The sequence below is a fragment of the Myxococcus sp. MH1 genome (genome assembly GCF_059738865.1).
The window spans coordinates 6,020,660-6,038,289 of the sequence record NZ_AP026947.1 but is presented as its reverse complement, the minus strand read 5'-3'; the positions used below and the strand labels follow the sequence as shown (position 1 = coordinate 6,038,289).

Genomic DNA, 17,630 nt, shown 5'->3' with positions numbered 1-17,630 from the left:
CGCTTGAATGTTGAATGCGGAAGAGGTGGCCGAGATTGCGGGTGCGTTCATCCGTCGAGAACTGGGGCGGGAGTTGAAGCCAGATCCCCTGGTGAGAAAGCACCCCAGGATGCCGGACGAGTGGGTCGTGCTCTTCGAAAGGCGAGGAGAAGACGGGTCGGTGTTCGATGGGCCATTGATGGTCCTGGTTCACGATGCGACGCGTGTCGCGCGATTCCTTTGACGGCGGTGTTGGTCTGGGCAGGGGCCCTGCGCGAGCAATGAAGGCTCGGGCACCGTCACGGCGCTGGATTACGCACCGCGGGACGGAACCGGCCGCTGTGAGAAGCATGGTGTCGGCCATGTCAGCGACCGTTGTCCCGTCTGTTCCGGCCGGTATGCGATGTCTTCGTCCGGCGGCGCGTTCTTGGTTCGTGAAGGCGAGCCCTGAACGGGCGCTTCCGCGCTGAAAAATCTCGAGAGCCCCGAGGCGTGAACGCAGTCGCGGTTGACCCGCGACGCCACGCCGGAGGTGTGTCCGCGCGCCTCGATTCCCGCTCCCGTGAGGGAAAGCGGAAGGCCTGACGACCTCAATTAATGGGTGGCCCCGTATGTGGGTAGGTGCGTCTCGATTGTCGGGAAGTGGGCGGCGTGCAGGTGGGGGTTCCGGAGTTCGTGGTTCGTCGGTGGGAGGGGCTGTGAACAGTCAGGGTTGGAGCGGTGTTCGCGCGGTGCTCACGGTGCTGTGTCTGGGGTTCGCTCTGGTTGCCCGGGCGGAGCCCCCCGTGGTGACGGCGGCCTATCCCCTCGCGCCTCTGCGCCCCGGCGCCCAGAGTGTCGAGATCGGCTTCGACATCGAGCAACAGGTCTCCCAGGTCCTCGTCACCCTCGAGGGCACCTCGGACGCCCACGGCTCCTTCGTCGCCACCTCCAACCTCCGGGTCGAGCGTGACTTCGCGGGCGCCGTGCCCTTCCACGTGCTCGTGCCCCTCAAGGTCGCCTTCCCCGACGACGGCGCCCTGAAGGTCACCGCCACGCCCATCGGGTCCGACTCCGTTCCGGGCACCCCCTTCGTCACCACCTTCAACGCCAAGGGCAGCCCGCCCGGCTTCGCCGCCACGCCCGTCACCGTCCGCTCCGACGCCACCGCGGGCGGCATCGTCCTGCAGGTCGCCTACACCGGCCAGGTCGCCTCCGCCGAGCTCTCCATGATGGGCGCCTCCGCGCTCGCCCTGCGCACCGTGCACGGTGACCTCGGCGAGGCCGAGGCCCAGGCCTTCGTCACCGCGCGCCGGCTCGTCGGCCGTCCCCACGTCGCCACACCCGGCCGCATCAGCTTCTTCATCCCCACCACCGACGGAAGGCTGCCCCCCGACGGCGTCGTCATCGCCGACGTCGCCCTCCAGGACCCCTTCGGCCGCACCGTTCACACCTCCGCCGTCGAGTTCACCAGCTCCACGTCCTTCGATCCGCTCGTCGACATCACCGTCCAGCCCAGCTCGCTCCTGCTGGAGCAGGTGGGCCAGCGCGAGGACCTCAAGGTCTTCGGCAACTTCGCCGTCGCCGGGCAGGCGGACCTCTCCGGCGGTCGCCGCGGCGTCCTCTACGAGTCCAGCAAGCCCGCCGTTGTCGCCGTCACCCAGTCCGGTGAGGTCATCGCGCTCGCGCAGGGCGAGGCCACCATCAAGGTGACGTATGCCGAGCGCACCCGCGAGGTCCCCGTCATCGTCACGGACCCCTCGCGCATCGCGGGCGTGAGCATCCTCCCGGACACCGTCACGCTCGCGCGCGTGAAGGACAGCCTCCAGCTCCAACTGCAGGGCCGCCTGGACCACCCCGTCACCGGCCGCGTCATCGACCTGACCCCGAGCACCCTGCGCACCACCTGGAGCTCCTCGCACCCGGCCATCGTCGCCGTCAGCTCCGAGGGCAAGGTCACCTCGCTCGCCCCCGGCAGCGCCACCATCACCGCCACCCACCTCACCTCGGAGAACGAGCCGTGGACGGACACCCGCCGCGTCGAGGCGAAGGACGGCGTCCCCTCGGTGCGCCTGTCCGGCCCCACCTCCATCGCCGCCGGCGCCAGCGTGGAGCTGCGCGCCGTGGCCTCCGACGACGTGGCCGTCAAGCACGTCAGCTTCCTCGTCAACGGCGTGCCCACCGTCATCGACGACACCGCGCCGTACACCCTGCGCATCCAGGCCCCGCCGAACGTGGGGGCGACCTTCAAGCTGTCCGCCATCGCCGTGGACTCCGGTGACCAGGAGTCCACGCCGGCTGTGCTCCAGGTCAAGGTGACGGCGCCCCCGGGCCCGAGCACCCGACAGGTCGTCTACGAACAGCCCGTCTCCGGCGCGAACCTCATCGAGGGAATCCCGCACATCCTCCGGGTGACGAGCGGCGACTGGACGTCCGGCACGCTGTCCCCGCTCGACTTCCAGGTCGTGCGCTTCACCGTGGACGGGGCCCCCGTGGGCGCGTCGTCCACGGCCCGCATCGAGCTGCGCCCCATCCCCGACAAGGTGCCGCAGGAGATCGTCGCCGTCCCGCTGTGGGAGGTGAGCTACGTGCCGCCGCCGGGCAGCGCCGGCACGGGCGCCTCCATCAAGGCCATCGCCGTGGACCGCCATGGCGCCACCGCGGAGGGCTCCGCCGTCCTCGTGCGCATCGTCGGCAACGCGCCTCCGCTCATCACCCGCCGCGCCCCGCTGGGCAGCACCGTGGAGGTGACGGAGAAGGTGCCGCTCGCCGTCGAGGGCACCGTGGGTGACGACGCGCTGTCCTTCGGCGTCAAGGTGGCGCTGCTGGTCAACGGCAACGCCGTGGCCACCACGCGGCTGGACGAAGGAGGGCAGGGCGGCACCGCGCAGGGCTCGCAGAACTTCCGTCTCCTGTGGACGCCGCCCGCGGGCTCCGCGGGCAGTCGGCCTCGCGTGGAGATTCAAGCCATCGACCACGGCGGGCTCGAGCGCCGCGTCGGCTTCGAGGCCGTCGTCGTGCAGGACGGCCCGCCCAACGTGGCCATCCAGACGCCCACCTTCACGGACTCGTACGTGGGGGGCACGCAGGTGCTCCTCACCGCCGCCGCCTCGGATGACAGCGGCGAGGCGCCGCAGGTGACGTGGAAGGTGAACGGCGTGCCCGTGGGCCAGTCCTCCGTGCCGCCCTACCGGGTGACGTGGCGCACGTCCGTGGTGACGACGGCCACCACCTATCGCCTCATCGCGACCGCCCGCGACGCCCAGGGGCACGAGCGGGAGAGCCACCACGTGGACGTGGTGATTCGCCCGGACCTCAACAAGCCCAAGGTGAACATCCTCACGCCGCAGCACCTGGTGAAGGTGCCCAACTCGCAGGGGCTGCTCGTCACCATCGCCGGCTTCGACGACGTGGGCGCCAAACGCGTGGAGCTCTTCCTGGGCGAGGAGCTCAACACGCCCGTCTTCACCGACACCTCACCCGGCGACAACGCGGGCGTGCCCGGCTCGTTCATCAGCTACACCGTCATCCCCACCGAGCACTTCTTCGACGGCGCGGTCCCCAAGACGAGCCTCAAGCTCACCGCGCGCGCCTACGACACCTCGGACAATCACGACGAGGTGAGCCACACCGTCACCCTCCAGGGGGACCTTCCGCCCACCGTGGAGTTCCTCAGTCCGAGCCCCGGCTTCGTCGGCACCGCGAACACGCTCGTCCCCATCGTCCTCCACGCCGAGGACGACGTCGCCGTTTCCAGGGTGGAGCTCTTCGAGTACCGCGGCGCCGCGCGCCACTCCGCCGGTGTCGCCACGCTGCCGCCGTACCGCTTCGACCTGCGCCTGCCCTCGACGGCGGGGAGCGTGCGGTTGGAGGCCGAGGTCACCGACAGCAACAACGAGAAGAACACGAAGACGGTGAGCCTCACGCTCGACGTGAAGGCGGACGAAGAGCCGCCCATGGTGGCCTTCCGGAGCCCCGCCGAGGGCACGCGCGTGTTCGCGGGCCCCAACCGGAGCGTGGACGTCGTCGTGGTCGCCACGGACAACGTCCACGTCAAGAACGCCCGGCTCTTCCTCCAGGACCCCCTCCAGCCCAAGAACCCGGACGCTCCCGAGTCGCCGGTGGGCTCCGTCAACGCCGGGACGGAAGAGGGGCTGTACCAGGTGTTCAAGTGGAAGCTGGACGTGCCGGCCGCGTACGCGGGCCATCCGCTGCGGCTGCGCGCGGAGGTGGTGGATGACGGGGACCGCTCCGCGGAGCGCCGGCTGGTGCTCCAGGCGGTGGAGAACACCGCGCCCGTGGTCAACCTGATGCTGCCCGCGCCGAGCTCCGTGGTGAAGGAGGGCCAGGACGTCACCATCACCTTCACCGTGTCCGACGACGAGGGCGTGGCGAGCGTCGCGGGTCGCTCCGGCGGCGTGACGCTGGAGCCGTTCATCGGTCCGGTCAACACGGCCATCCAGCAGAAGCTGGTGGTGCGCGCGCCCATCGTCACGTCGACGACGCCCGCGTCCGAGCGCTCGGTGGGGGTCGTCGCCAAGGACGTGAGCCCCGTGCCCCAGCTCGGCCACGAGGACGTGCTGCTCGACGTCATCGACGACGTGGAGCACCCCACCGCGCTGCTCCTGTCGCCGATTCCCGGCACGGCCACGCAGCCCCTGCAGGTCGCCAACCGCAGCAGCCTGGGGCTGCGCGTGGATGTCTCCGACGACGTGCGCGTCTCGCGCGTCGCCGTGGTGCTGGACGGTGTCGAGATCCGGCCCGAGCCGCAGAAGGACTACCTGCGCGCAAGCCACGAGGACTTCGAGGAGGTCCGCGCCCCCAACCCGCAGGGCCCCGGCGACATCCTCGTCAGCCGGCGCTACGTGGGCACCTACTCGGGGACGATTCCCGTCCAGCGCACTGGCACGGACCCGTCCAACACCGCGCCCGAGAAGCACGTCGTCTGGGCCCGCGCGTATGACCCGGCCGGCAACCCCACCGACACGTCCAAGGTCGAGTTCGAGATCATCACCCCCGAGGACAAGCTGCCGCCGGTGGTGCGCATCTCGCTGCGAGGCGTGCCCGACGCGAAGACGTGCGTGTCCGGTTCGGAGGTCACCCTCCAGGCGCAGGCGTCCGACGACAGCGCGGTGCAGTCGCTCGCCATGAGCTTCGATGATGGCCTGGAGGAGCCCGAGGGCATCGAGGGGCTCGAGCAGCGACCGGAGACGCTGCCCGCGGCCTCGGTGAACTTGAGCGGTCCGTTCGTGATGCCCACGCTGACGAGCGGCGCGTCGCGCACGGTGAGCTTCGAGGCCACGGCGACGGACACGCTGGGCCGCACCACGGTGTCCGGCTACTCGTGCCTGCTGGTGCCCGACGCGGCGCCCGTCGTCCGCTGGGTGTCGCCCACGAGCGGGGACCTCATCGAGGAGCAGCGCTACACGGGCTCGATGGAGCTCCAGGATGACGTGGGGCTGCGCGCGGCGTGGCTCGTCGCCTCCACCTCCGAGGTGAAGTCCGCGACGGCCACGGGCCTGGCGCTCGATGCCCCGTTGCTCACGGCCACGCCGCAGGTGCCCTTCTCGCTGTCGAACCACGCGGTGTCGAGCGCGACGCTCACCTTCGGCGCCCAGCCCGGGAGCGGCACGTCGGCGGGCACCCCGTTCACCTTCGTGGTGACGGGTGAGGACGGCGCGGTGCGCGTCACGCCGCACGCGGCCCATCCCTCGGACAACGGCCCGGGGCAGCTCCGCCTGAAGGTCGCCGCGGACTCGCACGGTGCCCAGGCGCACGTCTCCTACCACCTGCGGCCGAAGACGCAGCTGTCGACCGAGGCGCAGGCGGAGCTGGCGGCCTTCAAGGCCCTGTTCCCCTCCGGTGATTTGACGCAGACGCGCGTGCTCACGCTCGACGCGGGCAACCTGTACGAGGTGGACCTCGGCTTCCCGAAGAACGCGGTGGACGTGGAGCAGGTCCTCGTGTCGCTGCACGCCGTCGGTGGGGACTCGCGCCCGGTGCTGGTCTCCGAGCTGGCGCTGCGCTACCAGTCCGGCCAGCCGCACCAGGTCCGCGTGGCCGCCGCTGGCCAGCGCCTGACGGTGGACCCGCTGTCCGCGACGCTCACGGCGGGCCAGCTGAGCGCGCGCCAGGCGGGCTTCCGCATCCCGGCGGCGTGGACGGCCACGGACGCGCGCCTCACCACCGTCGCGGTGGACACGGCGGGCGTGGTGGCGAAGGACGCTCGCGTCCTGAAGGTGGTGCCCGACACGGTGGACCCGACGGTGGCCTTCGTCGGCTTGGGGGAGGGCGCCTCGGCGGTGACGGGCCAGCCCTTCAAGGTGCGCCTGCGCGCCGCGGACAACGCGAGCCTGGCCAAGGTCCAACTGCTGGTGAACGGTGAGCCCCAGGGCGACACCCTCCTGGTGGGGACCTCGCAGGACGTGGAGCTCACCCTGCAGCGCACGACGCTGGGGCCCGTCAAGCTCGACGCGCTCGTCACGGACCGCGCGGGCAACGACGCCGTGTCCCATCCGGTGTTCGTGCAGATCGTCCCCGACGCCGCGCCGACGCTCCAGCTGGACCGGCTGGTGGCCACGGGGGAGACCATCCACCGCGCGGAGCTGGAGAACGGCTTCGTCAGCCTCCTGCAGGGCAAGGAGGCGACGCTGCACTTCACCGTCAAGGACGACGTGGGCGTGGCCTCCGTCACCACGACCTACGGAGACGGCCTGCCGGATACGCGGCCCTTCACGCCGGCGGTGACGGGCAGCAGGTCGCTGAGCGTGAAGTTCACGCCGCCCATGGGCGCCGATGGCCAGCCCACCGTGTTGACCCTCACCGTCAAGGACACGGCGAACCAGGAGAAGAGCGCGCGGCTGGTCATCGAGAGCCGCAGGCCGCGCGCGCCCCAGCTCGCCTTCCTGGAGCCCGCGGCGGATGCCTACCTGGTGGAAGGCAGCATCCAGCTGCGCCTGGGCGCGCTGGCCGCGGACGACACGAAGGTGACGGGCGTGGAGTTCTTCGTCAACGGCAAGCCCGCGCTCCAGCTCGCCGAGCGCGACGGCACCGTGGTGCCCACGCTCTTCGACCCGGAGGGCAACCCCGTCGCCGCCGACGTCACCGTGCGCGACACGCTCGCGGCCCTGCGCGTGGCGCCCGAGGACATCTCCCGCTTCCGCATCTTCCGCGGGCTGCTGTCGCTGCCCCCGGGCTTCGTGCGCCTGGACCCCACGCGCACGGAGAGCCACGTGCTCCTGCGCGTCGAGGCTCGCGACCTGGAGGGCAACCGCTCCTCCGTCGAGCGGCGCATCCGCATCGCCGAGGACACGGCCCTGCCGGTGGCGAACGTGCTGCGCCCCAGCCTGGGCCGCGACGTCATCGAGAACACGCCCGTGCTCATCCAGGTGCAGGCGCACGACAACGCCTTCGTGGACCGGGTGGAGATCTACGCCGGCCCGAGCGCGGAGGGTCTGAAGCTCATCCACGTCGCCGGAGGCTTCCCGTCGGAGAACGGGCTGCCCGGCTCGCCGTTCGACGTGTACTCGCCGGTGGTGACCTTCCAGTACTCCGTGCCGAGGCTCTCGGAGCTGGGCGGCCTGGACCTGGTCCCGTACTTCATCGCCACGCGTGCCCGTGACGTCTCCGGCAACCAGGGCGAGCTGGAGTACCAGCAGATCGACATCGTGAGGGACCGCGAGCCCGCGCTGGTCATCCTCTCCCCGTCGGATGGCACCACCGTGGTCGCGGACAACCCGCTGCCGGTCATCCTCTCGGCGGAGGACGACGTGGGCGTCACGTCCGTGTCGCTCTACCTGGATGACCAGACGGCGCCCGTCGCCACGCTGAACCAGCCGCCGTTCCGCTTCCTGGTGCCCGTGCCCGCGTCGACGGGGGACACCCTGCGCCTGCGCGGCCACGCGGTGGACAGCTTCGGGCACGAGGTGAGCTCGCAGACGGTGGTGCTCTCCGTGGTGGGCGACCAGCCTCCCACGGTGGCCATCGCGCAGCCGGCGCATGGCGCCATCGTCACCGAGGGCCGCGACTTCGCCGTGCTGGTGGCCGCGCAGGACGACGTCGAGGTCCAGCGCGTGGAGGTCACCGTGGAGGGCGGGGTCGAGGGGCCGCTGCGCTTCGCCAGCGCCACCCGTCCGTACTCCTTCCGCGTCCCGCTGCCGCATGGCTCGGCGGGGCGTCACCTGACGATTCGCGCCAACGCGCGGGACTCGTCGGGCAGGACGGTCCAGGCGCGTGAAGTGACGGTGCAGGCGAAGGCGGACACGCAGGACCCGGTGGTGAAGCTGGTGTCCCCGGCGAACGGCTCGGCGATGGTGTCCGGCTTGCGGATGGATGTGGAGGCGCGCGCCGAGGACAACGTGGGCGTGGCGAGCGTGACGTTCTTCGTGAAGGTGGGCGACGGGGCGGAGACGCAGCTGGCCCAGGTCCCCGCGCCGCCGTATCGCTTCTCCTACCTGGTGCCCAAGAACCTGGTGACGGAGGCCGGGGTGAGCGTGCCGCTGCGCTTCACCGCCCGGGCCGTGGACCTGAGCAACCGGACCTCGTCGGACGTGGTCACCGTGAGCGCCATCAACGACAAGCCGCCGTCGGTGTCGCTGCGAAACCCGCCGTTCAAGGTGGTGGCGAAGCTGCCGAGCACCTTCGCGACCGAGACGGGCGACGACGTCGCGGTGTCCTACGTGACGTTCCTGGTGGGGCCCGCGAGGGACCAGCTGGCCGAGGTGGGGCGCCGCTTCCAGCTCCCGTTCGAGCACATCCACGTGGCGGACCCGGCGGACGTGGGCAAGCGGCTGTGGATCGCCGCGCGCGCGGTGGACACCGCCGGACAGGCGACGCAGTCGGAGCCCATCGCGTTCAGCGTGGTGGCGGACCAGCTCCCCTCGGTGGAGCTGACGCGGCCGGAGCCCGATGGCACCGTCTTCGCGGGCGCGCGGCTGCGGCTGGAGGCCAACGCCTTCGACGTGGACAGCGGCATCGAGGCGGTGTCGTTCTTCGTGGACGGCCGCAAGGTGGCCACGGCGCTGACGCCCGCGGGCATCCCCGGCCGCCCCAACGCCTACGTGGGCAGCTTCGTGGCGCCCATCGGCAGCGGCAGCCGTGAGTTCTTCATCAAGGCCGTGGCGGTGGACAAGGCGGGGCAGGAGGTGGAGACGCCCGAGCGCAAGGTGGGCACCATCCCCGACACCACCGTGCCCGAGGTGGAGCTGGTGGACCCGCCGCACCTGGACGTCGTCACCGAAGGCGACCCGCTGCTCCTGTCCGCCTTCGCCGAGGACAACGCCGGCATCCACGAGGTCGCCTTCCACGCGGCCTACACCAACGTCGCCGGCCAGCCGGTGTCCGCGCAGGTCGGCGCCTCCGTGGTGCCGGTGACGAGCAGCGCGAACCGGCCCCAGTACCGCTACTCGTGGCTCGTGCCCACGCCGATGGCCGGCAAGGCCATCACGCTCCACGCGCTCGCGAGCGACCTGTCGGGCAACCCGAAGGCGACGCCCGTGGTCCAGGTGGAGGCCGGCATGCGGCCCTCCCGCGCGCCCTACAAGCCCTTCGGTGGCTCGGGTGAGAGCACGCGGCTGTCCGCCCTGGCGGTGGACGGCGAGGGGCTGGGCATCGTCGGCGCCACGGGCCTGCCCAAGGGCGCGCCCTTCTCGCGTGGCGTGGAGTTCTTCCGCGTGACGGACGCCCCCCTGGCGGCCCTGGTGGGACATGCCCTGCAGGGCGTGCCGGTGGCGTCGGCGTTCCACGACGGCCTGGCGCTGGTCAGCGTCCGCCACGACTCGGCGGCGCGAAACGGTGAGCTGGTGCTGTTCAAGACGAACGACGCGGCCCACATCCTCCAGCAGGGCAGCATCGAGCTGTCCGGCCCCGAGGTGGGGGGCGTGGTGGCGGCGGGGCAGCTGGCCTTCGTGGCCAACGGCGCCGCGGGCGTGGTGGTGGTGGACCTGTCGGACCGCGACTACCCCCAGCGCGTGACGACGCTGCCCACGCCGGCGCCGGCGCGCGACGTGGCGGTGCTCGGCGACAAGCTGCTGGTGGCCGCGGGGACGAGCGGCCTGCGGGTGTTCGACCTGCTGGACCCGAAGCTCGGTGAGCTGGGGTACGCGGCGGTGCCGGGTGGCGCGGAGACGGTGACGGTGGTGGGCGAGCGCGTCCACGTGGGCTGCCAGGGGGCCTCGGCCTCGCTGGCGGTGGTGGACGTGCGCGCCGCGCCGCGCGTGCTGTCGCTGCTTTCCCACGCGCCGGGACGCGCGGACCTGCTGGCCACCGGCCAGCGCTCCGTGTCCGGCCTGGGCAACGTGTCGGTGTCGACGGTGCAGCTCATCGACGCGACGAACCGTCCGGTGAAGGGCCTGCTCACGGCCTCCATCGTGGACGCGGAGGGCGTCACGACGACGTCCGTGCGCGCCAACGTCCCCGCGGCGGGCGACGTGGAGATGACGTCCGGCGGGCCGATGACGCTCTTCGGTCACCAGGGCGTGGCGGAGTTCACCCTGCCGCGCTTCCTGGTGACGGACGTCACCCCGGCGGACGGCGCGGAGCAGGTGTCGTTCGAGGCGCCGGTGTTGTCGGTCGGCTTCTCGCAGCCGGTGGACGCGGCCACGGTGAGCGCGTCGCGCGTCATCCTGCGCGAGGGCCTGCTGAACGGCCGCGTGGTGACCGCCGACGTGCGCGTGAGCGCGACGGATGCCTTCCGCGTCGAGCTGGTGCTGCCCGCGGGCGTGAAGCTGGCGCGCGGCAAGGAGCACTCCATCGCGGTGGAGGCGGGCCTGGGCAGCACCTTCGGCCAGACGCTGGAGCGGCGCTACCTCTCGCGCTTCCGCACGCGCACGACGGAGGGCGAGCTGCCCAGCGTGGACCGCGTGGTGCCTCGCGCGGGCCCGGTGGATGGCGGCACGCGCGTGACGATTCACGGCGAGCGGTTCGCGCAGGGCGCGCGCGTGTACTTCTCCAACGCGGAGGCGACGGAGGTCTCCGTCGATGAGACCGGCACGCGCCTCACCGCGCGCACGCCGCAGCAGGTGGAGGGCCCCGCGCGCGTCACGGTGGTCAACCCCGGCGGGCTGCAGGGCAGCCTCCTGGGCGGCTTCATCTTCATGGACATCCTCCAGGTGAGCCATGCCTCGCCGGCCTCGGGGCCGCTGGCGGGCGGGCAGTTGGTGGAGCTGTCCGGCGCGGGCTTCCAGCACGGCGCGGAGGTCTTCTTCCGGGGCCAGGGATCGCAGACGGCGCGGGGGCGCCCGGCGCGCTCCGTCACGGTGCTGTCGCCGGGCCGCCTGCTCGTGGAGACGCCCGAGGGCGGCTACGGTCCGGCGGACGTCTTCGTCGCCAACCCGGACGGGCAGCTCGCGGTGGCCGAGAGCGCGTACCTCTACACGAACCTGTCGACGACGAAGCGCATCGGCCGGTACCAGCCCTCCATCGATGGCACGGACGGCCGCCCGTCGGACCGGATGCCGCAGGGCCGCCCAGGGCCGCTCGTCATCTCCGGGGGCCGCGCCTACGTGCTCTCCGAGGCGTCCATCCAGCAGGGCGTCGACGTCATCGACGTGCTCAAGCGCAGCACGCAAGGCGCGCTGTCGGTCATCGACGTCTCCGTGCCGGAGAACGCCGGGATGATGGGCGGCGTCTCGTTCCCGCCGCCCTACGAGCCGAAGGCGCTCACCGTGCGCGGAACCATCGCGTACGTGGCGGCCGACGCGGCCGAGCTGACCCACGTGGACATGGTGGGGGAGGGGGGCCCGTCGCTGCTCGTGGTGGACGTGAGCAAGCCGACCGAGCCCAAGCTGGTGCAGGCGCTGCCCTACGAGGGCGAGGCGCTGGATGTCGCGGTGGTGGATGACCTGGCGCTCGTGGCCGCGGGAGACAGCGGCCTGGCGGTGTTCTCGCTGGTGGAGCCGCTGCGCCCCATGTTGCTGGGCGCCGTGAAGTCGTTCGTCATGAACGGCACCGTCAAGACGCCCTCCATCGAGCAGGTGCGCATCCTCGGCCGGCACGCGGTCCTGCGGGCCCGGCTGGGGAACGCCGCGGCCACCCTGACGGTGGACCTGGCGCGCCCGGGCCTCCCCGTGGTGGGCGAGACGCCGGACGTGGGAGACCTCGCCATCCACTCGGGCCGGGGCCTCGCCTCGCTCGAGACGGCGGCCACGGTGTCGCTGTCTCCGCCCACGCTGCCGCGCAAGGTGGCGTCCATTCCGTCCCTGGTGGGCACGCGCTTCTTCCAGTCCGCGCTGGGCCCGCACCTGGGCGTGAACGCCGGCGCGGGCGTGCTCCAGCTGTCGGCCGCCTCCGAAATCGACGCTCCGCTCGCCGTGGATGCGGTGGACCTGTGGCCGGCGACGTCGCTCGCCGACGTGGGCATCGACCGGGGCGTGGTCGTGGCCAGCATCAACGGCGTCTTCTCGCCGAGGAACCTGCCCACGCCGAATGACGGGTTCGCCGTCGTCGCGGTGCCGTTCCCCATGGTGACCGCGATGCGTCCGGCCGCTTCCGAGCTGGGCGTGTCCACGCTGGAGACGCTCGTCGCCGAGCTCAACGTCCCCATCCGGAACGTGTCGTCGGTGAACGCGCGCCTGTACGCGCTGGATGGCTCCGCGCTGGGTGAGGAGATCACCACGGAGCTCCGGACGCCGGTGGAGGAGGGCGTCCAGAAGCTCGTCATCGACCCCGTGAGCGCGCTCGCGGGAGATGCGCGCTATCGGTTGATCATCTCCGGCCTCCAGGCCGACGACGCGGACGGCTCGCTCATGCCCGGGCGCTTCGTCACCGAGTTCCGGACGTCCAAGGACACCGTGACGCGGCAGGTGGTGGTCGACACGATTTCGCCGCGCGAGGGCCCGGTGGCGGGCGGCACGCTCGTCACGCTGAAGGGGCGTGGCTTCGAGGCGGGCCTGGAGGTCCGCATCGGCGGCCTCCCCGCGGACATCCAGTCCTTCTCGGCGAACGAAGTCACCGTGCGCACGCCCGTGTCCACGGTGGACGGCGCGGTGGCCATCGAGGTGCGCAACCTCTCGGGCACCTCGCTGACACGCGCGGGTGCGTTCATCTACACGCGGCCGCTGTCGCTGGTCTCGATTTCGCCGGGGCGCGGCCCGTCGTCGGGCGGCACGAAGGTGGTGCTCGAGGGCAACGGCTTCTCCACCAGCGGCACCGTCCGGGTGCTGTTCGGCACCACGCCGGCGCTGCGAGTGCGCGTGCTGGGCATGAAGCGGCTGGAGGCGTACACGCCCAACGGGCTTCGTGGGGCGGTGGACGTGTCGGTGGTCCAGGACGGCGCTGCGCCCGCGGTGCTCGAGGATGCGTACATCTTCGACCAGCCCACGGACGCCTCGGTGGCGTTCCAGGGCGAGATTCGCGACATGGTGGCCATCGGCGACCACGTCTACATGGTGGGCGCGGGCGGGCTGCGCATCGTCGACCTGTCGGGCCTCTACCTGAAGGGGCGCCTGGCCGGGACGCCGATTCCTCCCGAGCGCCGCAGCGAGCTCATCGACGAGGACAATGACCGGCTGGATGACCGCATCATCGGGAAGTGGGACTACCTGGGCGCGGACCTGCTCTCCATCGCGTACGCGTCCGAGTGGAATGACCGCCTGTTCCTGGGCTCGGGCTCGATGCGGGGCCAGAGCGCGTACTCGGCGGCCACGGTCCTGGAGCTGGACATCTCCAACCCCGCGCGGCCCCAGCTGGTGCGGACCACGTCCGCCGGCGACGGCGCGGCCTTCGGCCTGGACCTGCGCGGAGACCGGCTGCTGACGGCGGCCGGCAAGGGCGGTCTGCTCGGCTTCGACATCACGAACGCGGCGTTCCTGCTCCACACGCTGAAGTCACCGCTGGCCCCCGAGGTCAGCGCGCTGGCCGTGGAGGAGGGCCTCGCGGTGGTGGGGACCGGCACGTGGACGCCGGGGCACCGCTTCACCGGGGGCCAGCTGCACACGGTGCGGGTGGACAAGCGTCCGTCGCAGCGGGGCTCGCTGGCGCTGGATGTCCAGCGGGTGCGCCTGCGTCGGGACCACTGGGCCGTCGTGGCGGCGGGCAACGAGGGCCTGGTGCTGGTGAACGTGTCCAACCCCGATGCCCCCCAGCGGGGCGCGTCGGTGGGCACGGACGTGCTCAAGGGCTTCGCCTCGGATGTGCGGGTGGTGGGGGACGTGGCCTATGTCGCGGTGGGCGCGGCGGGCGTGGCGGTGGTGGACCTGAGCAACCTGGCGGCGCCTCGGCTGATGCACCACGTCGCGGGCGCGAACGGTGGCGCCGCCGAGCGGGTGGCGGTGGCGGGGGGCCGCGTCGTGAGCGCCAGGAACCGTGGCGCCGCGGGCTGGGCGCTGGAGTTCGGTCAGGCGGCGGAGCTGACGCTGGTCTCCGCGAGCGTGAAGTCGGGCGACGTCGTCCCGCTGGGCCTGTCCTCGATGATGCTGTCGTTCTCGACGACGGTGACGCCGGAGAGCGCGAAGCAGGCCGTGTCGCTGAGGGTGGACGGCGTGGAGTGGCTGGGCCCGGATGCGCCCGGCGCGGACCTGGAGGCGGGGAGCGCGGAGCAGCCCGTCAGCACGGTGCTCGTGCGCTTCCGTCCGGAGATGCCGTTGCCTCCGAGCGCGGTGCTGCAGCTCTCCGTGTCCACGGACCTGCTCACGCCGGACGGCCAGCACCTGCTGACGCCGTTCTCGGTGGTGCTGGATGCCGCGGCCGACGACGGCGCGCGTCCGGAGATTTCGCAGGTGGTGCCTCGCGTGGGGCCCACGGGGGGTGGCTCGTTCGTCCAGATCCTGGGCCGCAACTTCGCGGAGGAGACCACCGTCCTGATTGGCGGCGCGAAGGCGACCGTGCTCCCGTCGGACGGGCCCGCGTCGTCGGAGCGGCTCGTCGTCATGGTCCCGGGCGGAGAGCCGGGGCTCGCGGACGTGGTCGTCATCAACGGCGTCGTGAACGACGCGGGCGTGCTCGTGTCGGGCTCGGGGTTGTGGGACCGCAGGGCGGGTGGCTTCCTGTACAAGGCGCCGCTCTTCCTCTCGGCCGCGACGCCGCGCTTCCTCAACCCGTTCGGCGGCAGCCCCATGCGGCTGCGCGGTGACGGCTTCCTGCCGGCGTGGGCCTATGGCGCGCTCGGACCGCCGAAGGTGTATGTCGGCACGTTGCAGGCCACGGGTGTCCAGGTGGTGTCCACCGAGGAGCTGACGCTGACGGCGCCCCTGGGCTCGTTCGGCGAGGACGGCTTCGCCGAGGTCCGCGTGACGTCGCAGCTCCCGGACAATCGGGGCTCCGAGACGGGGACGGACCTGTTCGAGGACGTGCGCCTGGCGCGCAAGGTGGGCTACGGTCTGGAGCGTGGACGTCCGGAGAACGCGACGGGACCCGTGCTGCCCTCGGACGGCGTGGTCTCCGTCAGCGACTTCAACACCCGCGCCCTGGTGGCGGACCTCGACTCGCCGCTCTACCTGTACTCCGCCGCCGGTGCCTCCATCCGGGGCAACCGTCAGCGCAAGGAGTTCCAGGGGACGCACGTCGACGAGGGGTACTTCTTCGACGCGTTCACGGCCGCCACGTTCGACGTGCGGATGCCCGGTCAGGCCCTGGCCTCGATTGGCCAGACGCTGAACCCGAACCCGGCCCGGGTGGACCTGCTGCAGGCCATCCTGTTCGGCTACCTGCCCGCGCAGACGCCGTGGCCGGAGCTGGAGCTGACGGCGGACTCGCTCGACGTGGCGACGCTGCCGGGCCAGGTCCTCATCGCCAACGGCGCGTCGGGCCTCGCGGTGACGACGGCGAATGACCGCGCCATGACGGAGCTGGGGCGCGCGAAGTTCGGAGGCTGGGCGGACCCCGAGTTCGCGACGCGCCTGCTGCCGACGCCCATGGGCAGCTGGGTGGCCTTCAACAAGATGGTGCCGAATCCTCCGCCGGACGCGGGGCCCTGCAAGGGCTTCGAGCCCGCGGCGGGCAACGGCGGTGTCCTCCGGTTGATGGACACGCGCTACCCCGCGGACCCGCTGCTGGTGGGCAGCCTCAGCCCCGGCGGCGAGCCGTACGGCATGACGGTGCACGGTGGCCGGCTGTTCGTGGCCACGGGGCACCACGAGGGCGTGCACTACTGCAACAACCCGGAGGGCGCGCTGCCCCCGCCGCCCGAGTACTCCGTCGGCGGAGGCCTTGGTGGTGGTCAGCGCACGACGTACCACGCGAAGTCGTCCGAGGCGGGCCCGCGCGGCAGCCTGGTCATCTACGACTCGGCGCGCCCGGACGCCTCGGTGGTGAAGCGGCTGGACTACGACGCGAACCTCACCGACGTGGTGGTGGTGGGCGACACGGCCATCGTCGCGGCGGCGGAGCTGGGGCTGCTCTTCATCGACATCAGCAACCCGGCGACCGCCGAGGAGCTGGAGTCGCTGCGCATCGACTTCGACGAGACGCTCTCCAACACGCCGGGTCAGCCGCAGCGTCTGCGGCTGGTGGGCGACATGCTCTTCGTGTCCGCGAAGGATGGCGGCGTGGTGCTGGTGAACGTGGCGAACCCGCGTGAGCCGGAGCTGGTGAGTGGCGGCAACACGGAGTCCGCGCTGGACACGGCGCTGGCGGGAGACCGGCTGCTGCTCGCGGGGGGCGACAAGCTCACGGAGCTGGAGATTCCGTTCTCCTTCGTCACCGACGTCTCGCCGGAGCGTGGCGCCATCATCACCCCCGACAGCCCCGTGCTGGCGGTGCGCCTCAACCGGCCCGTGCATGGGCCCAGCGTGACGCCCAGCTCCGTGTACCTGCTGGGCGAGAACGGGCAGCCCGCGCTCGGCGCGAACGGCCAGCCGGTCTCCCTGGACCTCACGGTGGAGCGCGTGGATGCGAAGCGGCACTACACGGTGAAGGCCACCGTGCAGGGCACGCTGAAGCCCGAGGAGGACTACACGCTGGTGCTCACGAAGGACGTGACGGATGAGCGCGCCGGACGGCTGCTGTCCGAGTTCCGTGCCACCTTCACGACAGGCAAGGCGAACGCCCGGGTGCCGATGCTGGTGTCCGTGTCGCCCACCTCGCTGCCGCGCACCACGGGCGGCCGCATCACCCTGGCGGGCTCGGGCTTCACGGGCACGGAGGAGGTGCGCGTGGGGACGGACGTGGTGAACTGCGCCCTGGTGGCGGGCACGTGTCTGGTGACGGAGAGCGGCACGCGGATGTCGCTGACCGCCAGGGCGGCGGCGCAGGCGGGCCCCGTGGACGTGTCGGTGAAGCACCCGGGGGGCCCGAGGTCCGAGCTGCCCTTCGCGCTCTTCTTCGTCGATGACCCGGGCCAGGCGGTGGCCACCCTCTCGCCGAACCACGGTCCGGTGGGCGGGGGCACGCGCGCCACCCTGACGTTCGACAAGTCCGTCCTCGAGCCCGGCATGAAGGTCCGCTTCGGCGAGTCGCTGGAGGCGGAGGCGGTCGACATCGTCGACCTGCGCACGGTGCGCTTCACGGTGCCCGCGGCGACCGCGCCGGGACTCGCGACGGTGACGCTGGTGCGCCCGGGCTCCACGCCGGAGACGACGCACACGTGGAACGTGGCGACCTTCGCCTACGACCTGCCGTTCGGCTCGAACCTGGGGCTGCCCGGCTACCCGCCCAAGAGCATCTCCGAGCTGCGGCTCTCCGGGAACACGCTGTACGTGGGCGTGGGCGGACCGGCGAACGCGGTGGGGCTGGACATC

1 protein-coding gene (cut by a window edge) is annotated in these 17,630 nt (G+C 71.9%); it reads left to right on the top strand.

The window, feature by feature from the left end; translation table 11 throughout:
• Positions 1–677: 677 nt before the first annotated feature.
• Positions 678–17,630 carry the 5' portion of an IPT/TIG domain-containing protein gene (locus tag AC6JA9_RS23510; protein ID WP_497957857.1) on the top strand. It continues 15,126 nt past the right edge of the window, so the window shows 16,953 of its 32,079 coding nt (coding positions 1–16,953); the start codon lies at positions 678–680; its stop codon lies beyond the right edge, outside the window.